The sequence below is a fragment of the Actinomadura sp. 7K534 genome, assembly GCF_004348575.1.
Taxonomy (GTDB): Bacteria; Actinomycetota; Actinomycetes; order Streptosporangiales; family Streptosporangiaceae; genus Spirillospora; species Spirillospora livida.
This window is the reverse complement of record NZ_SMKB01000039.1, coordinates 1-22,041: the sequence shown is the minus strand read 5'-3', so window position 1 is coordinate 22,041 and position 22,041 is coordinate 1. Positions and strand designations below refer to the sequence as shown.

Annotated in this window: 21 protein-coding genes; 15 read left to right on the top strand and 6 right to left on the bottom strand. The window is 70.9% G+C overall.

The genetic code is table 11. The features are described from left to right. Positions 1 to 148 precede the first annotated feature (148 nt). The 3 genes from E1266_RS11120 (at position 149) to E1266_RS37880 (ending at position 4,122) form a co-directional block, all read left to right on the top strand. On the top strand, positions 149 to 1,351 hold the full coding sequence (locus tag E1266_RS11120) for a PucR family transcriptional regulator (protein ID WP_132046242.1): 1,203 nt from the start codon (positions 149 to 151) through the stop codon (positions 1,349 to 1,351). Positions 1,352 to 1,606: 255 nt separating this feature from the next. Then, a complete protein-coding gene (locus tag E1266_RS11115; RefSeq protein ID WP_132046241.1) occupies positions 1,607 to 2,833 on the top strand; it encodes a helix-turn-helix domain-containing protein in 1,227 nt (408 codons plus the stop codon). A 521-nt stretch (positions 2,834 to 3,354) separates the two neighbouring features. Beyond that, positions 3,355 to 4,122, top strand: coding sequence for a hypothetical protein (locus E1266_RS37880; RefSeq protein ID WP_165966026.1), 768 nt, complete (start codon positions 3,355 to 3,357; stop codon positions 4,120 to 4,122). A 32-nt stretch (positions 4,123 to 4,154) separates the two neighbouring features. Here the strand turns inward: E1266_RS37880 and E1266_RS11100 are convergent, their stop codons facing one another. From E1266_RS11100 to E1266_RS11085, 4 genes are all read right to left on the bottom strand, one after another. Continuing rightward, positions 4,155 to 4,802, bottom strand: a complete 648-nt coding sequence (locus E1266_RS11100) for a TetR/AcrR family transcriptional regulator (RefSeq protein WP_132046240.1) — start codon at positions 4,800 to 4,802, stop codon at positions 4,155 to 4,157. Positions 4,803 to 4,926: 124 nt separating this feature from the next. Further along, positions 4,927 to 5,589: a TetR/AcrR family transcriptional regulator gene (locus tag E1266_RS11095; protein WP_132046239.1), complete on the bottom strand. Its 663-nt coding sequence runs from the start codon at positions 5,587 to 5,589 to the stop codon at positions 4,927 to 4,929. 60 nt (positions 5,590 to 5,649) lie between these two features. Then, a complete protein-coding gene (locus E1266_RS39355; protein ID WP_132046238.1) occupies positions 5,650 to 6,438 on the bottom strand; it encodes a lytic transglycosylase domain-containing protein in 789 nt (262 codons plus the stop codon). Positions 6,439 to 6,523: 85 nt separating this feature from the next. Further along, positions 6,524 to 7,066 carry a MarR family transcriptional regulator gene (locus E1266_RS11085; RefSeq protein ID WP_132046237.1) on the bottom strand — a complete coding sequence of 181 codons (543 nt, stop codon included), beginning with the start codon at positions 7,064 to 7,066 and terminating at the stop codon, positions 6,524 to 6,526. A gap of 386 nt (positions 7,067 to 7,452) precedes the next feature. Between E1266_RS11085 and E1266_RS11080 the strand changes: the two genes are divergently transcribed. The 11 genes from E1266_RS11080 (at position 7,453) to E1266_RS11030 (ending at position 19,117) form a co-directional block, all read left to right on the top strand. Further along, positions 7,453 to 8,256 carry an ABC transporter permease gene (locus E1266_RS11080; RefSeq protein ID WP_132046236.1) on the top strand — a complete coding sequence of 268 codons (804 nt, stop codon included), beginning with the start codon at positions 7,453 to 7,455 and terminating at the stop codon, positions 8,254 to 8,256. Further along, the gene (locus E1266_RS11075) at positions 8,256 to 9,110 is read left to right on the top strand and encodes an ABC transporter permease (RefSeq protein WP_132046235.1); all 855 of its coding nucleotides are present in this window, start codon (positions 8,256 to 8,258) and stop codon (positions 9,108 to 9,110) included. The genes E1266_RS11080 and E1266_RS11075 overlap by 1 nt, the downstream gene beginning before the upstream one ends. Continuing rightward, on the top strand, positions 9,107 to 10,144 hold the full coding sequence (locus E1266_RS11070) for an MlaD family protein (protein ID WP_132046234.1): 1,038 nt from the start codon (positions 9,107 to 9,109) through the stop codon (positions 10,142 to 10,144). Before E1266_RS11075 ends, E1266_RS11070 begins: the two co-directional genes overlap by 4 nt. Then, positions 10,141 to 11,217, top strand: a complete 1,077-nt coding sequence (locus tag E1266_RS11065) for an MlaD family protein (protein ID WP_243718362.1) — start codon at positions 10,141 to 10,143, stop codon at positions 11,215 to 11,217. Before E1266_RS11070 ends, E1266_RS11065 begins: the two co-directional genes overlap by 4 nt. Further along, complete coding sequence (locus E1266_RS11060) at positions 11,217 to 12,242, top strand: MlaD family protein (RefSeq protein WP_132046233.1); 1,026 nt, start codon at positions 11,217 to 11,219, stop codon at positions 12,240 to 12,242. The genes E1266_RS11065 and E1266_RS11060 overlap by 1 nt, the downstream gene beginning before the upstream one ends. After that, positions 12,242 to 13,267: an MCE family protein gene (locus E1266_RS11055; RefSeq protein ID WP_132046232.1), complete on the top strand. Its 1,026-nt coding sequence runs from the start codon at positions 12,242 to 12,244 to the stop codon at positions 13,265 to 13,267. Before E1266_RS11060 ends, E1266_RS11055 begins: the two co-directional genes overlap by 1 nt. Further along, positions 13,267 to 14,331, top strand: a complete 1,065-nt coding sequence (locus E1266_RS11050) for an MCE family protein (RefSeq protein ID WP_132046231.1) — start codon at positions 13,267 to 13,269, stop codon at positions 14,329 to 14,331. The genes E1266_RS11055 and E1266_RS11050 overlap by 1 nt, the downstream gene beginning before the upstream one ends. Further along, positions 14,328 to 15,623 carry an MCE family protein gene (locus tag E1266_RS11045; protein ID WP_132046230.1) on the top strand — a complete coding sequence of 432 codons (1,296 nt, stop codon included), beginning with the start codon at positions 14,328 to 14,330 and terminating at the stop codon, positions 15,621 to 15,623. The genes E1266_RS11050 and E1266_RS11045 overlap by 4 nt, the downstream gene beginning before the upstream one ends. 23 nt (positions 15,624 to 15,646) lie before the next feature. After that, positions 15,647 to 16,615, top strand: coding sequence for a hypothetical protein (locus E1266_RS11040; protein WP_132046229.1), 969 nt, complete (start codon positions 15,647 to 15,649; stop codon positions 16,613 to 16,615). Between the two features lie 244 nt (positions 16,616 to 16,859). Then, the gene (locus tag E1266_RS11035; RefSeq protein ID WP_132046228.1) at positions 16,860 to 17,657 is read left to right on the top strand and encodes a DUF2470 domain-containing protein; all 798 of its coding nucleotides are present in this window, start codon (positions 16,860 to 16,862) and stop codon (positions 17,655 to 17,657) included. Between the two features lie 278 nt (positions 17,658 to 17,935). Beyond that, positions 17,936 to 19,117, top strand: a complete 1,182-nt coding sequence (locus E1266_RS11030) for an aminotransferase class I/II-fold pyridoxal phosphate-dependent enzyme (RefSeq protein WP_132046227.1) — start codon at positions 17,936 to 17,938, stop codon at positions 19,115 to 19,117. Here E1266_RS11030 and E1266_RS11025 read toward each other — a convergent pair. Together E1266_RS11025 and E1266_RS11020 are read right to left on the bottom strand one after the other, a co-directional pair. Then, positions 19,114 to 20,277 (bottom strand): DUF5925 domain-containing protein, encoded by a 1,164-nt coding sequence (locus E1266_RS11025; RefSeq protein ID WP_243718361.1) that lies wholly within the window; start codon positions 20,275 to 20,277, stop codon positions 19,114 to 19,116. The two genes, E1266_RS11030 and E1266_RS11025, sit on opposite strands and share 4 nt — an antisense overlap. 57 nt (positions 20,278 to 20,334) lie before the next feature. Continuing rightward, complete coding sequence (locus tag E1266_RS11020) at positions 20,335 to 21,123, bottom strand: lysophospholipid acyltransferase family protein (RefSeq protein ID WP_132046226.1); 789 nt, start codon at positions 21,121 to 21,123, stop codon at positions 20,335 to 20,337. 133 nt (positions 21,124 to 21,256) lie between these two features. Here E1266_RS11020 and E1266_RS11015 point away from each other — a divergent pair. After that, on the top strand, positions 21,257 to 22,041 hold a 785-nt coding region (locus E1266_RS11015; protein WP_132046225.1), incomplete at its 3' end, for a hypothetical protein.

Sequence of the window (22,041 nt, the reverse complement as noted above, 5' to 3'; positions counted from 1 at the left end):
CGGGGCGAGATAGGCAAGCATAAGTGAGCAATTGCCGAGGTGAAACAGCCCGTACGGAGTGTGAAAGTTTTTCAGGAATGGTGCGCGGCGTGCGCCGTTGGGTTACTTTCATTGCATCGTTCCTCTGCCGGCGCGAAGGAGGCCGACGATGACGGGGACCGTCACCGGGCGGGGGCGTCCGGGACCGATCCCGCCGAAGGTGATCGCCATTCTGAGCGCGGAACTGCCGTCCCTCACCGAGGAGATCGTCAGCGAGGTCAAGCGGTCGGTCCCGACGGATCCGCGGAAGGCCCCGCCGGTGCCGCAGCGGACGATCCGGGTCAGCGTGGAGCAGGTCATAGCCGCCTTCGTCGACCAGGTGACCGGCATGGGCGACACCCACGAGCGCCGCGACGAGCTGTGCCGCGAACTCGGGCGCACCGCGGCCTACGAGGGGCGCAGCCTGGACGCGCTGCAGGCCGCGTACCGGGTGGGGGTCCAGGTCGCGTGGCGGCGCGTCGCGGACGTCGCGAGCAGGCGGCGGCTGCCGTCACAGGTGATGACGCAGCTCGCCGACGCGCTGTTCTCCTACATCGACGAGCTGGCCTCGCTGACCGTCCAGGGGTACCTGGAGGCGCGGTCGCGGTCGGCGGACGAAGTGGCGGGGGCGCACCGGAGGCTGCTGCGGCTGGTACTGCGGCCGGGAGCGCCCGGCGGCGCGCTGGCCGAGACGGCGAAGACCGTCGGCTGGACGGTGCCGGAAGAAGTGACGATGGTCGCGCTGCCCGCGCGCACGCGGTGCATCCGGGCCGCGCTGGACGCGGACGTGCTCGCCGACCTGGGCGACACCGAACCCCACCTGCTGGTGCCGGGCCCCTTCGGCCCCGCGCGCCGGGAGATGCTGGTCGAGGCGCTGCCCGAACGCCGCTCCGCGGTCGGGCTGACCGTCCCGCTGGCGGAGGCGGCCGACTCGCTGCGATGGGCGCGGAAAGCGCTGGCGCTCGTCGAGGCCGGCGTCCTGGAGGACGGCGGTCCGACGCTGTGCGAGCGGCACCTGCTGACGCTGTGGCTGCTGTCCGACGAAGCCTTGCTGGACCAGCTCTCCCGGCGCCGGTTGGCGGCTCTGGCGGGGATGAGCCGAACCCAGCGATCCCGGATGACCGAAACCCTGGGCGCATGGCTCGAAGCGCAAGGAAACGCGGTCGAGACCGCCCGGCGGCTCCGCGTCCATCCGCAGACCGTGCGGTACCGGATGCGGCGCCTCAGTCAGACGTTTGACGAGCAACTGGCCGATCCGGCGTCGCGTTTCGTGCTGGACGCAGTGCTCCGGGCGAGCCGGTTGCGGCAGGAGCGGAGGCCGTCAATGCGGTGATCGGAGCTTGGCCGTACCGTGCGTGTCCGCGCGGACGGCACAGAGTCATTTTATGTTCTCTTTACCTTGGGCCACGGCGACTTGGACCTACCGTCGGCGTGTCTCAGTCCACAGCCTGTCGGGGGCGCACAGGGGTCCCCCGCTCGGTGCGTCCTTGTCATGTCCGTAGCGAAAGCCGACCGTCCGGGACGCCGGGTGCCCCCTGCCCGGAACCACGCCACGACCCGTGACGGCGGCGTTCTCGGAGGTGTCTCGATGACGCGGACGCTCACGCAGGAGGCCGTGCGGCCGCAGCTCAAGCTGCCGCGGCGGCTGGCAGCGATGATGCGCCCGGAGCTCCCGAGTCTGTCCAGGGAGATCATCCAGGAGGTACGCAGGTCGATTCCCGAGTACGGACGGCCCATGGAGGGGCCGTACGTGGAGACGCTCCGGATCGGCGTAGAAAGGGCGCTGACCGACTTCGTCGAGCAGGTCGCGAACCCCCGCGCGCCGCGGGAGCGCTACCGCGAGACGTACCGCAGGCTCGGCCGGTTCGAGGCGCAGGAGGGCCGGACGCTCGACACCCTCCAGGCCGCGTTCCGCATCGGCGCGCAGGTCGCCTGGCGCCGCATCATGAAGGTCGGCCCCCGCCGGCACCTGTCCAGCGACGTCATGGCGCAGCTCGCCGACGCGCTGTTCACCTATATCGACGAGCTCGCCGCGCTGGCGCTCCAGGGCTACCTGGAGGAACGGCCGGACGGCGAGATCAAGGGCCACCGCAGGCGGCTGCTGGAACTGCTGCTGCGCCCGCGCGGGCCTCGCAGCGTCCTGGACGAGGTCGCGGCGCGGGCGAGATGGCCGATCCCGGATGAGATGACCGTGGTCGCCGCCCCGCCCGGCTCCCCGTACGTGCGGGGGGTGCTGGAGGACGACGTGCTCGCCGACCTCAACGCGCCCGAGCCGTTCCTGGTGGTGCCGGGCAGGCTGACGCCCGAGCGGCGCCGGACCCTGCTGCGGGTGCTGCCCGAGGGGCAGCTCGTCGCGGGCCCCCGCGCGGCCGCCGCGGGACTGGCCGACTCGCTGCGCTGGGCGCGGCACGCGCTGCGGCTGGTGGAGACGGGCATCCTCCCGGGCGCCCCGGTGACCGACTGCGACGAGCACCTCATCACCCTGCTGCTGCTGTCGGACCAGGCCCTCGTCGACCGGCTCGCGCACCGGCATCTCAGCGAGCTGTCGGAGTTCCCGAGCCGGCAGCGCGGCCGGCTCATGGACACGCTGCGCGCCTGGCTGGTGAGCCGCGGCACCGCCGCCGAGATAGCCGAGGAGCTGAACATCCACCCGCAGACCGTCCGGTACCGGATGCGGCAGCTCGAAGCCGTTCTCGGCGACCGGCTGAACGATCCCGAAGCGCGTTTCGCGATCGAGGTGGTGCTGCGCGCGACCTCGCTGCGGCAACAGTCCGCGGAGGACGCCGGCGACACGCGGAAAAGGCTCACTCGCTGACAATCGGAGAATGTCGCCCCGTCCGTCCGTAAGCACGCGGCAATGACATTGGCGGACGGGGTTGATTGCCCATTCATGTGCGTGCTTCCATCCAATTCTGAGACATTATCGGGATGGTCGCCACGGGGTGGAGGTGCGTGCAGGGTGCGCTCACGTTCGGCACGTTCGGTCGTGGCGGTCCTGGGCGTGGCAGCGCTCGTGGGACTGACGGGGGCGCACCCGGTGAGCGCCGACGAGACGAGCAGCCCCACCCCCACCTTGAGCGCTACGGACGCTCCGACTGAGACACCGACGGACACACCGAGACACCGACCGAGACTCCCACTGAGACACCGACGGAGACCCCCACCGAGACGCCCACGGAGACGCCCACCGAAACACCCACCGAGACTCCGACTGAGACACCGACGGAGACCCCCACCGAAACGCCCACGGAGGACCCCACCGGGTCACCGACCCCGAGCCCGACCCCGAACGACCCGCCGGGCACGCCGGGCACCCCCGGGAAGCCCAAGACGCCCGTGCTGTCCCTCGCGCTGTCGGTGTCGTCGGCGACGATGAAGCCCGGCGGATCGGTCACCGCGACGGTCCGGGTGGCGTCCGCGAACGCGACCGCGCAGAACGCCGTCGTGCGGATCTCGGCGTCCGGCGCCTCGGTGAGCCCGGGGACGCAGGGCATCGGCGCGGTCGGCTCCGGCGGGGCCGCGGCGATCGCGACCGTCCGCGCGCCGTCCGGCGCGAAACCCGGGCTGATCACGGTGCGGGCGACCGCCTCGGCGTCCAAGGCGAGCAGCGTGTCCCGCAGCTACAAGCTGATCATCACCGACGCCTCCGGCGCCCCGCCGCCCGGGGTGAGCCTGGCGAACCTGCCGCCCGGCGTCCCGCCGCTGACCCCGTCGACCTTCAACCCGCTCGCCGGGATGAAGGGCCCGCAGGTCGCGCTGCCCCCGATCTCGTCACCGCAGATCGCGACGAGCCCGGCGCCCATCGTCCCCGTCGCCGGCCTGCGCACGATCGAGGACGAGACGCTCACCGTGCAGCGGCTCTCGTCGCTGCAGGCGGGCTTCCTCGCCGCGATGGCGGTGTCGGTGGCGCTGCTGCTGCTCCGGGTGCGGCTGTCCCGCCGCGTGCCCGCGGTGCGCATCCCGCTGCCGCGGGCGCAGCGCAGGCGGCTCGCCGGCAAGCGGCTCACCGAGGCCCGGGTGCGGGCACTGCCGCCGCTGCCCGCGCGCAGCCCCGTCCGGATCGTCTGGCTGCCGGTCAGGCCGGCCCGCGTGGCGCGCCTCTGAGCGCACCGCCGGACACGGTCACCTGCCGGCGGTCACTTCTCGGGGGCGAACATGGGGCGGAAGCCCGCGACGAGCTGCCGGATGACCGGGCGCTGCTCGGCGGGGGTGCGGCCGCGCAGGTCGTGGACGGGGTCGAGGCCGTCGTAGTACGGCGCGAGCGCCAGGAACGGCAGGATCGTCAGGATCAGCGTCGCGAGGACGTCGAGGTCGGCGTCCTCCCGGATCGCGCCCGCGCCCCGCCAGAGCTGCAGCGTCGGGTGGATGACCTGGAGGTAGTGCTGGTTGGCGGTGTCGCGGACCACGGACCGGACGCTGTTGTCGAGCTCGAAGTTGGTCGCCGCGGTGACGCCGCGCTCCAGCGGGTGGTCGGCCATGTACTCGGTCCAGTCGCACAGGACGTCGAAGAGCCACTCGTCGAACGACTGGTCGAAGTCGATCCGCTCGATCCGGCGCTCCATCTCCTCCCGGATCCGCCGCGACGTCTCGTCGCAGACGAACGCGAAGAACTCCAGCTTGTCGCTGAAGTACTGGAACAGGGACCCCTTGGCGATGCCGGCCTCGCGCGCGATGGTGTTCAGGCTGCCCGTCGAGTACCCGTTCTCCCCGAACTCGCGCATCGCCACCTCGAGCACCCGCTCGCGCTTGGCGACGTTGAGGCGGAACCAGGTGGACGTTGGCATGGACCCTTCGACTTCCGTCAGGAACCGGTAACCCGACGGTCAGGATAACGGTCCGTGCCGTCCCGTGTGACCCGAAACATCACCGGCGCCCACCCGGGCCGGGCGGGCACGGCGGGCCGGGGATTCAGCGGGCCAGCCGGATGAGGATGCGGCAGACCTCTTCGATGATCTCGGTGGCCTCGGCCTCGCTCTCGGCCGTGGCGATCTCCCGACCGGCCTCGCCGATGACCGTGGTGAGCACCAGGCTCAGCACCTGCTCGGCCCGGCCCGCGGGCTCGCCGGCGCCGCGCAGCAGCTTGGTGTTCTGCGCGATCCAGTGCTGCGCGCGGCTGCGGCGCATCAGCGACGACCCGGACGGGCCCTCGCCGCCGAGGAACAGCCGGGCCGCGTCCCGGCGCTCCCAGCACACCCGCAGGTACGCGCGGGCGCCGGCGATGAACAGCGTGATCGGGTCGGTCTCGCCGTCCTTGCGCGCGGCGGACACGGCCTGCGCGGCGCTCGCCTCCTGCTCGGCGCTCAGGTCCTCCCACAGCGCCACGTACAGCCCGGCCTTGCCGCCGTAGTGGTGGTAGAGGCTGCCGACGCTGATCCCGGACCGCTCGACGATCTCGGCGATGCCCGCGTCGGCGTAGCCGCGGTCGGCGAACACCTCCAGCGCCGCGCTCAGCAGCGCCTGCCGCGTCGCGTCGGCCCGCGCCCACTGCCGCCCGCCGGTCACCGTGCCGCCCGCCGCGCCGTTCTCGGTCTCGTCCGCGCCGCCGGCCCGCCGCGCCCTGCTCGTCCGCATCCCACCATGGTGCCAGGCCGCGGGATTCCGGCACGGTCCATCACGCCAGGGAGCGGGGACTCAGTACCAGTTGTTGCGCTGCCAGAAGGCCCACGCGCCGCACGGGTCGTCGTAGCGGGCCTTGATGTAGCCGAGCCCCCACGCGATCTGGGTGGGGGAGCTGGTGCGCCAGTCGCCCCCGGCGCTGGCCATCTTGCTGCCGGGCAGCGACTGCGGGATGCCGTAGGCGCCGCTGGACGGGTTCTCGGCCCGCTCGTTCCAGTTGCTCTCGTGCTCCCAGAGCGTGAGCAGCGACGGCCAGCAGCGGCTCCACCCCTTGAGGGCGTTCATCTTCTTGCCGTACGCCTTGTTCTGCGCCGAGCTCGGGTTGGACTTGGCGAGCCGCTCGCGCTCCTGCCGGGCCTTAAGCTCCGCCCGCGCCTTCGCCTCGCGCTCGGCCTTCTTCTTGAGCCTCGCCAGCTCGCGCTTGTGCTCCTCGTAGGCGCGCTTCTTGGCGGCGGCGACCGCGTCGGCGGCGACCGGGTCCATGTCGGACGCGGACGTCAGCTTGGCGAGCATGTCGTTGGTCGACAGGTCGGCGGCGGCCATCTTCGGGGGCTTGGAGTCGTCCTCGACGAACCGGTCGATGTCCACCAGGACGACGGCGGCGCCGACCGCGCCGATGGCGACGGCGGTGATGGTGACGTTGCTGGTGAGCGCCCGCCGCAGCCGCCGCTTCTTCTCGGGGCGGAACCCGGGCGGCCCGTACGGGTCGAGGTGGTGGGACTCGGCGGGCTCCCGGGGCGGGGGGACACTCGCGCGCCGCCTGCCGGCGCTGTGACTACCGCGCGTGCCGCGACTCTTTGGCATAGGTGAAGCCTGCCTTATCGCCCGGGAATCGTGTCGTCCTGGAGGAGGTACGCCGACAGGGTGACACATGGTTCACCCTCCCGGCTCACCCGCCGGGGTCCCCCCGGTCCCGTCCGGCGCCCGGGTTCAACAGTTCCACGTCGCCCGCCGCCAGTCGCGCGGGTTGCAGGGATTCGAAGATGTGGCGGTGCATCCCGCCGAACACCGCGAGCTCCCCGTCGGGCGCCTCCAGCGCCAGGCTCACCTCGTTCACCCGGTCGCGGCCCGCCGCGGTGATCTCGACGAGCGTCGCGCGCCGGTCGCGGGGGTGCGGGGCGCGGGTGACCAGGCCCGCGGTCTCCAGCTGGTCGGCGGTGAGCTTCACGGTCGTCGGATGCATCATCAGGATCCGGCCGAGCGTGCTCAGCCGGGACCGGCCGCGCCGGGACAGGGCGAGGGTCGTCAGCAGGAAGTACCCGGTCCGGGTGAGGCCGAGGCGCTTCAGCTCCACCTCCAGCGCCTTCGTCAGCAGCTGGTTGAGGCGTCCGACGGCGCAGATGGACATGAACGGCCACGGCCCGCCGCGGAGCCCCTGCCCCTCCCAGCGGTCCCTGACGCCCATGACCAGAGGGTCGATACCGTCGCTCATCTCGTCTTCTGCCTCGTCAGCGATGTCGCGTCGCGCCTCGGTTCGCACCGGCCGATCGTAGCTTCGGACAAATCAACATGTAAGTACTCGCTTCTTAGACCTTCTTCCAATAGAGTGCCTCAGATCACACGCGGTACCCAAGTGCTTGCTAGGGCGCGCGGGACCGCCGTGATCCCGGTCTCTGCCGAGACCAAGGCGGCGCGAATCAGAGCAGGTACGACGGCGTCGCCTATGGCCCGGCGGATGCCGTGCATCGGATGGGCGCCGACGTCCGAGATCGAGGGAGGCTGTATGGCCCTTCGCGAACCCGCGAGGCGGGGCTCGTCCCCGCGGAACGGTCCACCCGGGTCCGGGGTGCACACCCCGCCGCGGGAGGTCATCGGCTGATGGCCGTGAGCCTGACGAAGGCCCCCGATCTGGCGCGCAGACGCGTCGGGCGAGCGCTCGACGAGACCGGGCTGCTGTGCGTGACCCTCCTGGAGGGGCTGCGCCGCACCTGGGACGTCCGCCAGTGGTGGGGCGAGTTCATCGAGCAGTGCTGGTTCCTCGCCCGCGTGACGGCCGTCCCGGTCATGCTGATCGCGGTGCCGCTCGGCGCCACCATCTCGCTGCAGGTCGGCGACATCGCCCGCCAGCTCGGCGCGCAGTCGGGGACCGGCGCGCTGCTGACCGCCGCGATGATCCAGCAGGTGGCCCCGCTGGCCGCCGCGCTGCTGGTCTCCGGCGTCGGCGGCTCGGCGATCACCTCCGACATGGGCGCCCGCAACATCCGCGACGAGCTCTCGGCCATGGAGGTCATGGGCATCAACCCGATCCACCGCCTCGTCACCCCCAGGCTGTGGGCGGCGAGCATGGTGTCCGGGCTGCTCTGCTCGGTGGTGATTCTGGCCGGCGTCCTGGGCGGCTACTACTTCAACGTCATCCAGCAGGGCGTCAGCCCCGGCGCGTTCTTCGACGGCGCCACCACCCTGCTCCAGTTCTCGGACCTGATGATCACCCTGTTCAAGGCGTGGGTGTTCGGTTTCATCGCCGCCGCCGTCGCCTGCTACATGGGGATGAACTGCGACTACGGCCCCGTCGGTGTGGGCCGCGCGGTCAACCGGGCGGTCGTCGTCACCTCGATCGTGGTGTTCGCGACGAACTACATCCTCACCATGATCTACCAGGTCCTGTTCCCCCCGAGGTTCTGATGGTCGCCATATCCCCCGTACGCAAGCTGGGCCGTGCCGTCAGGGTCCGGACCGCGGGTCTCGCCGGCTCGGCGAACCTGCCGGTCTTCCTCGGCCGGGTCCTCTACCACCTGTTCGTCGACATCATCATCCGCCGCAAGTACGGCAAGACGCTGGCCAAGCAGGTCAGCGACATCACCGTCGGCGTCGGAGCGCTGGTCATCGGCGGCGGCATGATCTTCGTCATCGCGACGATGTCGCTGGCCACCGGCGCGATGGTCGGCCTGCAGGGCTACCCCGGGCTGGAGCGCATCGGCGCGGAGGCGTTCACCGGGCTCGTCGCCAGCTACTCCAACGTCCGCGAGGTGACCCCGATCATCGCGGGCGTCGCGCTCGTCGCCCAGGTCGGCACCGGCTTCACCGCCGAGATCGGCGCGATGCGGATCTCCGAGGAGATCGACGCGCTGGAGGTCATGGGCATCAACTCCCTGGCCTACCTGGTGTGCACCCGGGTCGCCGCCGGCGTCATCGCGCTCGTGCCGCTGTACCTGGTCTCGCTGTTCATGGCGTTCTTCGCCACCAGGTTCATCACGATCCAGTACTTCGGTCTTTCGCCCGGTATCTACGACTACTACTTTCACCTCTACCTGCCGCCGATCGACGTGTTCTACAGCGTCATCAAGGTGGCGGTGTTCGCGTTCATCATCATGTTCATCCACTGCTACCGCGGCTACTACGCGGCGGGCGGGCCGGTAGGCGTCGGCGTCGCCGCGGGCCGCGCGATCCGGGAGTCGACCATCCTGATGATCCTGATGAACCTGGTCCTGTCCTACATCTTCTGGGGCCACGGCAGCACGGTGAGGTTGACCGGATGAGCGAGGAGACACTGTCCGCCCGCTCCCGGACGATCTACGGGCTGGTCGGCGCGGGCGTCATCGCGGCGGGCGCGGTGCTCGTGGCGGTGGGGACGACCCCGTCGCACTCGGGCTCCACCTACTACACCGCGACCTTCGACCGGGCGGGCCAGGGCCTGGACCCCGGCAAGTCGGACGTGAAGGTCCGCGGCATCGCGGTCGGGACCGTCGACGAGCTGACGCTCGAGGACAGCGGCCGCGTCAAGGTCCGGTTCCGGGTCGACGAGGGCATCAGGGTCGCCGACACGACGATCGCGGCCATCGAGCCCGTCTCGGTGTTCGGGCCGAAGGACCTCGTCCTCGACCTCGGCGCGAACGAGCTGCGCGGCCCGTACCTGAAGGACGGCGGGACGGTCGCCAAGACCGTGGACCCGGAGGAGCTGTCCGACACCGCGTGGCCGGCCTACGAGCTGACCAAGGCCATCAACCCGGACGAGGTGGCCACGATCCTGCACACGTTCGGTGCCGGGCTCTCCGGAGAGGGCCCCGCCCTGCGCCGCACGATCGACAACGGCTCCGAGGTCGTCGACGCGACCTACCGGGACCGGGCCGCGATCAACGCGCTGATGCGCAACGTCAACGGGCTGTCGGACACGCTGGCGTCCCGCGGCGACAACATCACCGGCATCACCGCCGACCTCAACCGGATCTCGCAGGTCGTCACCGAGCGGCCGGACAAGATCGAGCAGCTGCTCGGCGAGACCGGCGAGCTCGGGGACAAGGTCGGCAACACCCTCCAGGCGCGCGGTACCGACCTCGGCTCGATCATCGACAACGGCGGTGACGTCGCCGACGTGGTCAACGACCAGCGCCGCAACCTGCCGGTCCTGATGGACGGCCTGATCGGCTTCTTCGGCCTGCTGTCGCGGATCATCCGCGTCCCCGGCCCGGAGGGCAGGACGATCGCCCAGGCGCGGGCCACGCTGCCGCTCGACATGTGCAAGATCTTCATTGACGCCTGCACGCCCCGGGGCGGCAACGGGGGGCGGCCATGAGCCCGCTGCGGCGCGGCAGAACCGCGCGCGGGCCCGAGCAGGCCACGATGCTGAAGTTCCTGGCGTTCGTGGCGGTGACCGGCCTGCTGACCTTCTACATCGGCCAGATGATCCTCGGCACGAGCTTCCGCGACCGCTACGACCTGACCGCCACCTTCGACGACGTCACCGGCCTGCTGGAAGGCGACGACGTGAAGGTCGCGGGCACGCCCGTCGGGCGGGTCGAGTCCATCGAGGTCGTCCGCGGCAAGGCCGTGGTCGGGATGCGGATCGACCGGGAGGTGCGGGTCCCGACCGACTCCACCGCCGCGATCCGCTGGCGCAACGTGATGGGCCAGCGCGTCATCTACCTGGAGCCCGGCAAGGAGCAGGCCAGGCTCGGCGACGGCGACCGCGTCCCGCACACCAAGTCGGTGGTGGACCTCGGCGCGATCGTCAACGCGCTCGGCCCGCTGACCCGCAACCTGGACCCGAACCAGCTCAACAAGATCCTCTTCTCCTTCTCCCAGGCGCTGGAGGGCAACGAGCAGAACATCTCGCTGCTGAACCACAACCTGGACGCGCTGCTGCAGACGTTCGCGCTGCGCAAGAAGACCATCGAGGGGATGATCGACAACTACGAGACGGTGAGCCGGGCGGTCGCCAAGCGGGACCAGCAGATCGCGGCGAGCGTCGACAACCTCGAGTCGCTGACGAAGGTGTTCGCGAACAACCGCAAGATCCTCGAGGACGCCATCGTGGAGATCGGCGGGGTCACCACCAACCTCAACGCCGTGCTCGGCGGGCAGGACGCCCAGCTGGCCCGCATCATCGACAACCTCGGCCTGTTCGCCGAGACGTTCCGGCTCAACGTGAAGCAGCTGGAGACGATGGTCCAGCAGCTCCCGCTGACGCTGCGGCAGCTGTTCGCCGCGACGAACGGCGGCCACTTCCTGCGCTCGAACGCGCTCTGCCTGAACATCGAGCAGGGGCCCTGCCCCTTCGAGATGAGTCTGCCGCAGGCCCCCGGGACCGACGCGCCCACCAAGAACGAACTCGACCAGCTGCGCAAGATGCTGCAAGGGGGTGGCTGATGGCGCTCAAATCCCTGCGCGACGTCAACCACAAGATCGTCGCGATCGTCACGCTGACCGCGCTCGGCGCCGCCTGCGTGTTCGCCTTCGCCGTCGGCCAGCTGCACCTGTTCGACCGCGGCTACACGATGAGCGGCGAGTTCACCGACGTCGCCGGCCTGAAGAAGGGCCAGGACGTGCGGATCGCCGGCGTGAAGGCCGGCCGGATCACCGGCGTCGAGCCCGACTTCGCGCGCGGCAAGGTCCTCATCACCTGGCACATGGACGCCGGCATGGACCTCGGGCCGCAGACCCGGGCCGAGATCCAGACGACGACGCTGCTCGGCGGCCGGTACCTGCGGCTGACCGGCCCGGTCGCCAAGCCCTACATGGCGGACGTGCCGGAGTCCAAGCGCCGGATCCCGGTGTCGCGCACCAGCGTCCCGTTCACCATCCCCGAGGCGCTGGAGGGCGCGCAGAACATCGTCGGCAAGCTCGACCAGAAGAGCGTCGACAAGCTGCTCACCCAGATCAACGAGATCGAGTCGCCGGGAGCGAAGAAGCTGCACCGGATCCTGACCAACGTCCAGGAGCTGTCGCAGATGCTGAACGACTCCTACCCGGAGATCGAGCGGCTGATCGAGAGCAGCAAGACCATCACCGGCACGCTGGCGGCCAAGGACCAGCAGCTCCACGAGATCATCAGCGCCAGCCAGACGCTGCTGGACACGCTGGTGCGCCGCCGGAACGAGCTGGCCGCCACGATCGGGCAGGGCAGCCGGACGGTGCAGACGCTCTCCAACGTGATCTCCCAGAACCAGAAGAAGCTGGACAGGCTGCTGGACAACCTGCACCTGCTCACCACCCGGCTCGCGCCGAACATGGACGCGCTGAACACCAACTTCTCGCTGCTGGGACCGACGTTCGCGCAGGTCGCCAAGGTGCGGGGGAACGGCCGCTGGGTCGAGGGCCTGATCACCGGGCTCGGGCCGCTGCAGCCGGTCGGCCCGCACTCCACGCCGCGCAACCCCTCGGGAGGCAACTGATGAGGGCGCGCACCGTCGCCGTCGCACTCGGCCTCGCGCTGACCGCCTCCCTCGGCGGGTGCTCCGTCGTCCCGGCCGCGGGCGGCGACCGGACCATGGTCGTCTACGTCCCGAAGGCCCGCTCCTTCTACGAGGAGTCCAAGGTCAAGGTGATGGGGGCCGACGTCGGCCTGGTCGACAAGGTCGAGAACCAGGGCGACAAGGTCAAGGTGACGTTCCACCTGCGCCGGGACGTCCCGCTGCCCAAGGGGGTGCACGCGTCGATCGTCCCGCTGAACCTCATCGGTGAGCGGAACCTCGTCCTGCACCCGGCGTGGCAGCCCGGCCAGCCGAAGGAGACCGCGGACGTCATCCCGATGGAGCGGACGCACGTGCCGGTCGAGGTGGACGACGCGCTCAGCTCCTTCACCAACCTCGCCAACGCGCTCGACCCGACCAAGATGCAGTCCGCGCTCGGCACCGCCGCCGAGACCCTCGGCGGCAACGGCCGGCAGTTCAACGCCACCCTGGAGCAGAGCGCCCGCCTCGTCGAGAACATCGCCGGGCAGGACAAGGAGCTGATCGAGGTCGCGCAGAACCTCGACCGGCTCGCCGGGGTCGTGCGGGGACGCGAGGAGATCCTCGGCAGCCTCATCCGGGACTTCGGTGAGGCGTCCCGCGTGCTCAGCGCCGAGCGGGGCGAGCTGCAGCAGCTCATCCGGGCCATCCTGGACCTGGCCCAGAACGGCGACCGGCTGCTCCAGAAGTACAAGGGGCAGCTGCCGTACGACCTGGCCGTCCTCACCAGGACCGCGCTGATGCTCAAGGGCAACACCAAGCAGATCGCCCAGCTGGTGGAGGCGCTGCCCGACGTCGGCGACGCGCTCATCGGCGGCTACCACCACGACACCAAGTCGCTGCACATCAGGTTCGCCACCGACGCCTTCCTGCGGACGTGGCTGAAGAGCCTGCTGAACACCGACGACGTCGGCTGCCCGCTGCCCCCGCCCAACTCGAACTGTCCCTGGGACAACGGAGGCAACTGATGGGCCGGACCGTACTCGTGCTCGTCGTCGCCATGGCCGTGGCGCTCACGGGCTGCTCCTACCAGACGGCCGGCGCCCCGAAGGGCGACCTCACGCTGACGGCCACGTTCACCGACGTGCAGCAGCTCGTCGCCGGCCACAGCGTCAAGATGTCCGACATCACGGTCGGCACCGTCACCAAGGTCGAGCTCGTCGGCTACAAGTCCAAGGTGACGCTGTCCATCGAGGACGGCATCCGGATCCCGCAGGGCACCCTGGCCGAGATCAAGGTGACGTCGCTGCTCGGTGAGAACTACGTGGACCTGCGGATGCCGCCCGGCAAGAGCATGAACGCCGGGCCGTTCCTCGCCGATGGCGCGGCGATCGACAACACCAGCGTCCAGCCGTCGTTCGAGCAGGTCGTCGGGCAGGCCGGGCCGCTGATCGAGGCGCTGGCGGGCGACGACGTCGCCACGGTCGTCAACGCCGGTGCCACCGCGCTCGACGGCAACGGCCAGAAGCTCAACAGGACGATCGCCCAGGCCAGCGGCCTGCTCAAGATGTTCGCCGACCAGCGCCGCGAGCTGGGGGAGTCGGTCGACCGGTTCGCCCGGCTCGGCCGCTCCCTCGCCAAGGGGAGTGACGCGCTCGAAGAGGCGCCCGGCCGGCTGGAGGAGACCACCCGGCTGCTGGACGAGAACAAGGAAGAGATCATCCAGTCGGTGGACCGGCTCACCCACCTGGCCCGCCAGCTGAACGACAAGGTCCTGGAGCGGCGCATCGGCCGGTTCCGGAAGCTCCTGGCGGACCTGGACCCCGTCCTGCAGTCCCTCGGCGGCAACCGCAAGCGGCTCACGGAACTGGTGAACGGGCTGGTGACCTTCACCGACAAGCTGCCCCAGGCGAGCTACGACGGCCAGCTGCTGCTCTACCCGATCCTCCGGTTCCTCTGGCCCGACGGGTCGCCGGTCATCCCCGGCGTCGACTACCCGACCGGGACGGCGAACGCGAACAGGACCAAGGTTCCGGAGGAGCTCAAGGGCGCCCTGCCCGGCATCGAGAACATCCTGGAGCCGCGCCGATGAGCACGCGAATCACGATCAACCTGGCGGTCTTCGCCGCGCTCGCCGTGATCATGGTGGTCTGGGCGTTCAACAACGTCATCCGGTTCGACTTCATCGACCGCCCGTACCAGATCACCGTGGAGTTCGAGTCCTCACCGGGCCTCCACCCGAACTTCGAGGTCGACTACCTCGGCCTCCGGATCGGCAAGATCGACTCGGTGGAGCTGGTGAAGGACAAGGTCGTCGTCAAGCTGGACATCGAGCGGGGCGTCAAGATCCCGCAGGGGGTCACCGCCGCCGCGGCCCGCAAGTCCGCGGTCGGCGAGCCGGTGGTCGAGCTGACCCCGGCGCCCGGCAGGACCGACGCGCCGCCGATGAAGCCGGGCTCGCTGATCCCGGTGTCGCAGACCAGCGTCCCGCCCAAGTACGGGGACCTGTTCGGCGCCGTCATCGACAGCCTGGAGGCCATCGACCCCGACGACGCCAGGGTCGTCACGCACGAGCTGGCCGAGGGCTGGTCCGGGCGCGAGCAGTCGCTGCAGCAGATCATCCACGGCGGCGACCAGCTGACCTCCACGTTCGCGCAGAACACCGAGCTGCTCGACGGGCTGACCGACGACCTCGCGAGGATCACCCGCGTCCTGAACCAGAACCGCGGGTCGCTCGGCGCGGGCATCGACAACCTCGCCGCGCTGACCTCGGCGCTCAGCCAGGTCCGCGGCGAGCTGGCGGAACTGCGCGACGACGGGCCCGGCCTGCTGGCCACCGTCAACGACCTGCTCGACAAGACCGGCCCCGACTTCGAGTGCACCGTCGAGGTGCTCGGCAACTGGGGGCTCAAGCGCCACAACCCCGCGATCCTGGCGGACCTGCGGGAGACGCTCGCGAAGGCCCCGGAGCTCACCGTCGTCCTGGACAACGTGGTCGGCACCGACGAGGGCGTCCCCATCCTGAACATCTACTTCGAGCTGACGCTGAACACCCCGGCGACGCTGGAGTACGACCGCCCGCTGCCGCAGCCCGAGACGGGCGGGATCCCGAACTGCCCGGACGGCAGGTCCCCGGCGGCGATCGACCAGAAGCCCTACAAGGCGAAGGACCCGGGCGACACGATCCCGACGCACAATCCCGCGCTCAACCAGCGCGATGTCGAGGCGCAGAAGGCCGCCGGCCGCGAAGACTCTTCTGGCGGGCCGCCGATGTGGCTAGTGTACGTTCCCCCGGTCATCGCCCTGCTGGTGCTGATCAGGGTCATGATGGGCTCGGTGCCCGTGGTGTCCCGCCTGTCCCGGCTCCGCCGGCCCAAGGACTGACCCAACCCCGAGGAGTACCCGAAGTGACAGCCAAGACCGGCAAGAACGAGGCCGACGAGGTCGAGGCGGTCCCTGCCGAGGCGGAGATCGAGGAGACCCCGGAGGCCGACACCGCGGAGAGCCCGGCGCGCCCCGCCGCCAAGCGCAAGCGCCGGGTGCGGGTCATCGAGGTCATCGACGACGAGGACCTCGACGAGGTCCTGGAGGCCCTCGACGCCGAGGACGAGGAGGAGGACGAGCCCCCGGCCCGTTCCGCCGCCTCGGCGAAGCCCGCCGCCAAGAAGCGCCCGACCCGGATCGACCCCCCGGAGGAGGAGGTCGAGGAGGACGAGAAGGCGACGCCCGGCAAGAGCGCCGCCGCGACCTCCACCTCCGACGAGGGATCGCCCCGGCCCGGGATCTTCGGCCTCACCATGGTGCAGGCCGTCGTGGTCGTCGTCCTCGTCGCGCTGCTGGCGAGCCTCGCCATCTGGCAGGGGCGGAGCGCGAGCGGCCTGTCGTCCGAGGCGGACGAGCGGGAGGCCGTGCGCAAGGTCGCCGCCGCGTACGGCGACGTCGCGTTCAACTACAACGCGCAGAACTACCAGACGCAGGTGGACAAGGCCCAGAAGCTCATGGGCGGCGACCTGCTGGAGAGCTACAAGACCAACACCCTCACCCAGCTCGGCGAGACGTTCCAGAAGAACCCCGAGGCGGGCCTGTCGTCCAAGACCGACCAGGTGTTCGTCGGGAGCGTCGACGGCAAGTTCGCCAACGCCGTCGTCATGGTGGACATCGGCCTCAAGACGAAGGACGGCTCGACCACGGCCCCCGCCACCCTGCTCCGCCTCGCCCTCGCCAAGATCGACGGCGAGTGGAAGGTCACCAAGCAGTACGCGTCCGGCGGAAACGACCAGAACCAGGGCCAGGCCCAGGGCCAACTCCCCACGGCCCCGACCGCCGGCGCCTCCCAGTCCCCGAACCCGGAGACCAGCGAAAAGCCCGGCGACTGACCCCGCCACCCGCCCATGTTGACCTGCGGCGTGTTGTTGTTATCCGGCTTGCCATAACAACGACACGCCGCAAGTCGATGATGGGTCACCGCGGGTAGTGCTCGACCGCCGGCTGCTCGTTGCGGCGGGATGCCGAGCGCCCGCGACAGGCGAACTTCGGGACGGGGGTTGTTCAGCATGCTCCTCGGATGGTTAGGTAAGCCTAAGTTAGGCGAGCCTAACCTACGAGTCGAGGAGGGCCACGGTGCCGCCAGCGGAGACCACGCAGAGCACGGAGACCACGAAGGGGCCGACCGCGGCGGAGCGGGCGCGGACCCTCGCCTACGGCATCGCGGACGGCGTCCTCGTCACGCCGGGCGTCCCGTACGCGCCCGTCCCGGCGTACTCGACCGACCGGGACGGCAGGCCGCTGCTGCTCGTCCGCACCGCCTCGCCGGCCGCCGCCGCGCTCGCCGCCGAGCCCGACCTGCCCGCGACCCTGCGGATCTCCGACGTCGCCCCCGTCACGCTGGCCGACCGGGTCCGCGGCCGGGCCTGGCTGCACGGATGGCTCACCGAGGTCCCCCCGGAGGAACTGCGCGCCGCGGCGCTCCGGCTCTCGCGCGTCCACCCCCGTCCCGAGCTCCTCGACCTCGGCGACGAGCGCCGCGGACGCAGTGGCGAGGACGAGTGGACGATCCTCACGCTGGAGGTCGCGCAGGTCGAGGTCGACGACGCGTGGGGGAGCGCCACCCTGAAGCGGGAGGAGTACGCCGACGCCGCGCCCGACCCGTTCGTCGCCATCGAGGCCGGCATCCTCACCCACCTGGACTCCCGCCACCGCGACGAGCTGACGGGGCTGCTGCCCGCGTCCGTCCCGGCCGGGCCCGTCCGGCCGCTGGCGCTCGACCGGTACGGCATGTGGCTGCGCTGCTCCGCCCCGCCGGGCGCGACCACGTCGTTCGACCTGCGGCTGGCGTTCGCCGAGCCCGTCGGCGACCTGCACGGCCTGCGCCGCGTGTACCGCCGCCTGTTCGCCCGCGCCGCCCGCAGCGACCCGTAAGTAGAGCGACCCCTAAGTGGTACGTACGCCCGCGACCCTGAGTTATCCACATGATTTGGCCGTGTTCTCCCGGATGGCGGAGCGGTGCCCTTCCGGGTGATGCTCGTCTTGCCGGCCGGGACACAGGCCGTGACCGACCGGACGGCCCGATCACCGGTTCGCCCTCGCGGGGTGGGCGACCCGGTGAACGGGCCGCTTAGTCGTTCGCGGTCGCCGCGCGGGCCACTGGTCGGGATTGGCCGTTTTGCATGGGCGGTGCTGCGCCGCAGGGTGAAGGTATGACCGGACTTCATCCGCAGACCCGTGCCGTGCATCCGCCAGTGATCGTCCCGGAGGGCAGCGAACCCGTCGGGGTGCCCATCTACCAGGGACATCTGTTCTCGTTCGACAGCGGTGACGGGCTGGCCGCCGCGTTTCAGGGGCCGGACGAGGCGTTCTTCTACGGTCGGATGGGCAACCCGACCGTCCGCTCCCTCGAACGCGCCGTCACTGAATTGGAGGGCGGCGCCGGGGCACTCGCCACCGCGTCCGGCATGGGTGCGATCAGTGCCGTGCTGCTGGCGGTGCTGCGGAGCGGTGACCACGTCGTCGCGCAGTCCGCTCTCTACGGCGGCACGCACGCGCTCCTGCTGGACCTCGCCGAGCGTTGGGGCGTCGAGGTCACCTTCATCCCGGGCGACGACCCGGCCGAGGTGCGGGACGCGCTGCGCCCCGACACCCGTGTCCTCTACCTGGAGACGGTCGCCAACCCCACCACCCACGTGACGGACCTGCCGGCGTTCACCGAGGCCGTCCGCGGACGGGACGTCCTCACTGTGGTGGACAACACCTTCACCCCGATCCTCTGCAAGCCCATCGACCATGGGGTCGACGTCGTCATCCACTCGACGACGAAGTACCTCAGCGGCCACGGGGACGTCGTCGGAGGGATCGCGGTCTTCGCCGACTCGGCTGTGCACCACCGCGTCTGGAAGCACTCCCTCGAACTGGGGACCGCCGCCGCGCCGTTCGCCGCGTGGCTGACCATCCGGGGCCTGGCAACGCTGCCGATGCGCGTGGCCCGGCAGAGCGCGTCCGCGCTGGACATCGCCGGACGCCTCGCCGCGCACCCGTCCGTCACCCGCGTCCACTACCCGGGGCTGAGCGACCACCCGCAGCACGAGGCGGCGCGCCGGCTGCTGCCGGACGGCGCGGGCGGCGTCCTCGCGTTCGAGCTCGCCGGCGGGCGGGACGCGGGCGGCACGTTCTCCGAGGCCGTCCGGCTCATCGGGCTCGGCCCGTCGCTCGGCGCGGCCGTGTCGCTGGTCATGCATCCCGCGAGCACGTCCCACCGGCAGATGGACGCCGCGTCCCTCGCCGCCGCCGGCATCGGCGAGGGAACCGTGCGGCTGTCCATCGGCCTGGAGCACCCCGACGACCTCTGGGCCGACATCGAGCAGGCCCTCGCCAAGGCCGCCTAGAGGTAGAAGCCGGTCGCGGACACCGGGGTCTCCTCGGTGTCCGGACGGCGCTCGCCCTTGCGGAGCGCCGCGAGCTCGGCGAGCGTCGCGCCCTCCGCGCCGATCTCGTCCGGGGAGGCGTCGGTGCCCTCCAGCCACGCCGCGGCCTCGGCCTGGGTGAGCCGCCCCACGTCGATCTGCGCGAGGCACCGGCCGGGGCGGACGACCGCCGGGTGCAGCCTCGCGAGGTCCTCGTTGGTGGTGATGGCCACGAGGACGTCCCGGCCCTGCCCGAGCATGCCGTCGGTGAGGTTGAGCAGCCGCGACAGGCCCTGGCCCGTCGACTGCTTGGCCTCACCGCGGATCAGCTCGTCGCAGTCCTCCAGGATGAGCAGCCGCCAGCGGCGGTTCTCGTCCTCGTCGTTGCCGACCGCCACCTCCATCAGGTAGCTGGGCGTGCCGAACAGCGCCTCCGGGTCGAGGACGCAGTCGGACTGGCACCAGCCGTTCCACGCGCGGGCGAGGGCGCGCAGCGCGGTGGTCTTGCCGGTGCCGGGCGGGCCGTGCAGGAGGAGCAGCCGTCCCGGGACCTCCGGGCCGGTGAGCCGCATCACGTCGTCGAGGGCCTCGGCGACCGGCGCGGTGTAGTTGCGCCGGATGCCGTCCCACGGGTCGGCGGTGATCGAGCGCTCGCTGCGTATCGGGCCGTGCGTGCCCATGTGCCAGAAGCCCATCTCGACGCTGCTGTCGTCCACCTTCGGCGGCTCGGTCGCGTCCTGCACCGACGCGTCGAGGACGCTCTCGGCCAGTTCCTCGGTGACCGCGGAGACGGCGACGTAGGCGACGCCGTTCCGCCACCGGTTCGTCAGCAGCGTCCAGCCGTCGCCCTCGGAGAGGACCGACTCCTTGCCCTTCTCGTGCGCGGCCCGCACGACCCTGGCGCCCTCCGGGCGGAGCGGCGCGTCCGCGCGGACGTGCTCCAGCCGCGTCGAGCGCGACCAGGGCTGCTCACCGGACGCGAAGGGGCGCAGCGACAGCACGTCCATCACGTCGGCCGGCGAGTTGCCGTCGCTCAGGTTGAAGACCACGGGCAGCGTGGACTCCGGCCCCGGGTCGGTGATGTTCTTGCGCGGTTCGACGAGATGCAGAACCTCCTGCGGCCTCTCCTGCGACATGGTCATGCCACAAATGATCAGGCGCGCCGGCGGATCGCGTCCACCGAATTAGCCCCGGCCGCGTCAGGCGTCCTTCTGCGACTCCCGGGCCTCGCGGGCCTCGCGGGCGGCCTTGCGGGCCTCGGCCTCCTCGAGGTCGAGCTTCGCGGCCTCCTCCGGCGTCGGCGCCGTGCCGCCGAGGTAGGCGGGCTGCCACCACGTCTCGTCCTGCCGCGGGACGTCGGGGTACTCGCGCTGCGCCCGCTCCAGCAGCTCCGACATGCGGGCGTGCAGGTCGCGGGTGACCTGCTCGTAGTCGTCGCCGCGCTTGGGGTACATCGGCTCGCCGACCAGGATCGTCACCGGCACGTTCCGCTGCAGCAGCCGCCGCTTGCGGCCCTTGGTCCAGAGCCGCTGCGGCCCCCAGATCGCCACCGGCACCAGCGGGACCTTGCCCGCCACCGCCATCCGCACCGCGCCGCTCTTGATCTCCTTCACCGTGAACGAGCGGCTGATCGTCGCCTCCGCGAACACCCCGACGATCTCCCCGCCCTTCAGCGCCTTCAGCGCCGCCGCGTAGGACGAGGCGCCCGCGTTGCGGTCCACCGGAATGTGATGCATGCCGCGCATCAGCGGCCCGCCGATCCGGTTGTCGAAGATCTCCTTCTTCGCCATGAACCGCACCAGCCGCTTCGCCGGGTGCGCGGCGAGGCCCGCGAAGATGAAGTCGAGATAGCTGACGTGGTTGCTGACCAGCACCGCGCCCCCGGTCTTGGGGATGTGCTCCGTCCCCTCCAGACGGAACTTCACGTTGAGGGCCTTGAACAGCCCGAGTGCCGTCTTGATCACCGGCGGGTACACGATTTCGGCCATGGGAGCACCGTACTTGAGCCGTTCATGATCAGCGAGTGCCCCCGGGGATCGCGATGGATCCCACAACGGGGCCGAACTCTGAGAAGGTGGGATAGACGTGATCCGCTGATGGGTGAAAGGGGATGAGCACTCTATGGAACCGTTGGACGCGGCGGCGGACGTGCACGCGCTCATCCGCGACGTGCTCCCCGCCCTGGCGCCCAGCGCCTGGTTCGACTCCGGCACCTCCGAGGTGGTGCTCCCCGTGGGCCGGTCGGAGGCGCGGGCCTCCAGCTGGACGGTGCTGGAGCGCTGCTCCCGCGAGCCGCGCTCGGCGTGGCCACGCGTCGTGGACGAGTGGGTGCGCGAGGTCGGCGACCGCGCGTTCCTCGCGGTCGGCGAGATGGAGCTGTTCGGCGACGTCCGGGAGCTGCTGCGGCTGCGGATAGTGCCGAAGCTCGCGCCGGGCGACCGCGAGGGCCTCGTCGTCGTCCCCGCCGGCGACCACTTCGACGCGATGGTGATGATCGAGCACCCGCGCTACGGCGGGCCGCTGACCAAGGCCCGCGCCGGCCTGCTCGGCCTGCACAAGCTCGGCTATGTGATGACGAACACCCATGACCGCGAGCTGGCCGACGTCGCCGTCCGCGACCAGCCGCTGCTGCCGGGCCGCAACGTCCGCGTCGTCACCAAGCCGGGCAGCCGCTACGTGTCGGCGCTGCTCAGCGAGGTCGACCAGTTCCTCCCGGGGCCGAACGAGCACGGCGCGCTGGTCGGCGTCCCGTGCCACAGCACGCTGCTGCTGTACCCGATCACGTCGACGGCGGTCCGCGAGGTGCTCCCGGTGTTCTCCGACGTCGTCCGCGAGATGCACGCCGACGCCGACGACCCCTGCGCCCCCGGCGTCTACTGGAGCCACGGCGAACGCCGCCTGACCCC

Excerpts from the sequence above, each read along its gene's own strand:
- E1266_RS11065 (WP_243718362.1), top strand. The coding sequence starts at position 10,141 with ATGAGCCCGCTGCGGCGCGGCAGAACCGCGCGCGGGCCCGAGCAGGCC.
- E1266_RS11120 (WP_132046242.1), top strand. The coding sequence starts at position 149 with ATGACGGGGACCGTCACCGGGCGGGGGCGTCCGGGACCGATCCCGCCG.
- E1266_RS11070 (WP_132046234.1), top strand. The coding sequence starts at position 9,107 with ATGAGCGAGGAGACACTGTCCGCCCGCTCCCGGACGATCTACGGGCTG.
- E1266_RS11080 (WP_132046236.1), top strand. The coding sequence starts at position 7,453 with ATGGCCGTGAGCCTGACGAAGGCCCCCGATCTGGCGCGCAGACGCGTC.
- E1266_RS11050 (WP_132046231.1), top strand. The coding sequence starts at position 13,267 with ATGGGCCGGACCGTACTCGTGCTCGTCGTCGCCATGGCCGTGGCGCTC.
- E1266_RS11025 (WP_243718361.1), bottom strand. The coding sequence starts at position 20,277 with ATGACCATGTCGCAGGAGAGGCCGCAGGAGGTTCTGCATCTCGTCGAA.
- E1266_RS11020 (WP_132046226.1), bottom strand. The coding sequence starts at position 21,123 with ATGGCCGAAATCGTGTACCCGCCGGTGATCAAGACGGCACTCGGGCTG.
- E1266_RS11085 (WP_132046237.1), bottom strand. The coding sequence starts at position 7,066 with ATGAGCGACGGTATCGACCCTCTGGTCATGGGCGTCAGGGACCGCTGG.
- E1266_RS11115 (WP_132046241.1), top strand. The coding sequence starts at position 1,607 with ATGACGCGGACGCTCACGCAGGAGGCCGTGCGGCCGCAGCTCAAGCTG.
- E1266_RS11100 (WP_132046240.1), bottom strand. The coding sequence starts at position 4,802 with ATGCCAACGTCCACCTGGTTCCGCCTCAACGTCGCCAAGCGCGAGCGG.
- E1266_RS11030 (WP_132046227.1), top strand. The coding sequence starts at position 17,936 with ATGACCGGACTTCATCCGCAGACCCGTGCCGTGCATCCGCCAGTGATC.
- E1266_RS11075 (WP_132046235.1), top strand. The coding sequence starts at position 8,256 with ATGGTCGCCATATCCCCCGTACGCAAGCTGGGCCGTGCCGTCAGGGTC.
- E1266_RS39355 (WP_132046238.1), bottom strand. The coding sequence starts at position 6,438 with ATGCCAAAGAGTCGCGGCACGCGCGGTAGTCACAGCGCCGGCAGGCGG.
- E1266_RS11055 (WP_132046232.1), top strand. The coding sequence starts at position 12,242 with ATGAGGGCGCGCACCGTCGCCGTCGCACTCGGCCTCGCGCTGACCGCC.
- E1266_RS11060 (WP_132046233.1), top strand. The coding sequence starts at position 11,217 with ATGGCGCTCAAATCCCTGCGCGACGTCAACCACAAGATCGTCGCGATC.
- E1266_RS11045 (WP_132046230.1), top strand. The coding sequence starts at position 14,328 with ATGAGCACGCGAATCACGATCAACCTGGCGGTCTTCGCCGCGCTCGCC.
- E1266_RS11095 (WP_132046239.1), bottom strand. The coding sequence starts at position 5,589 with ATGCGGACGAGCAGGGCGCGGCGGGCCGGCGGCGCGGACGAGACCGAG.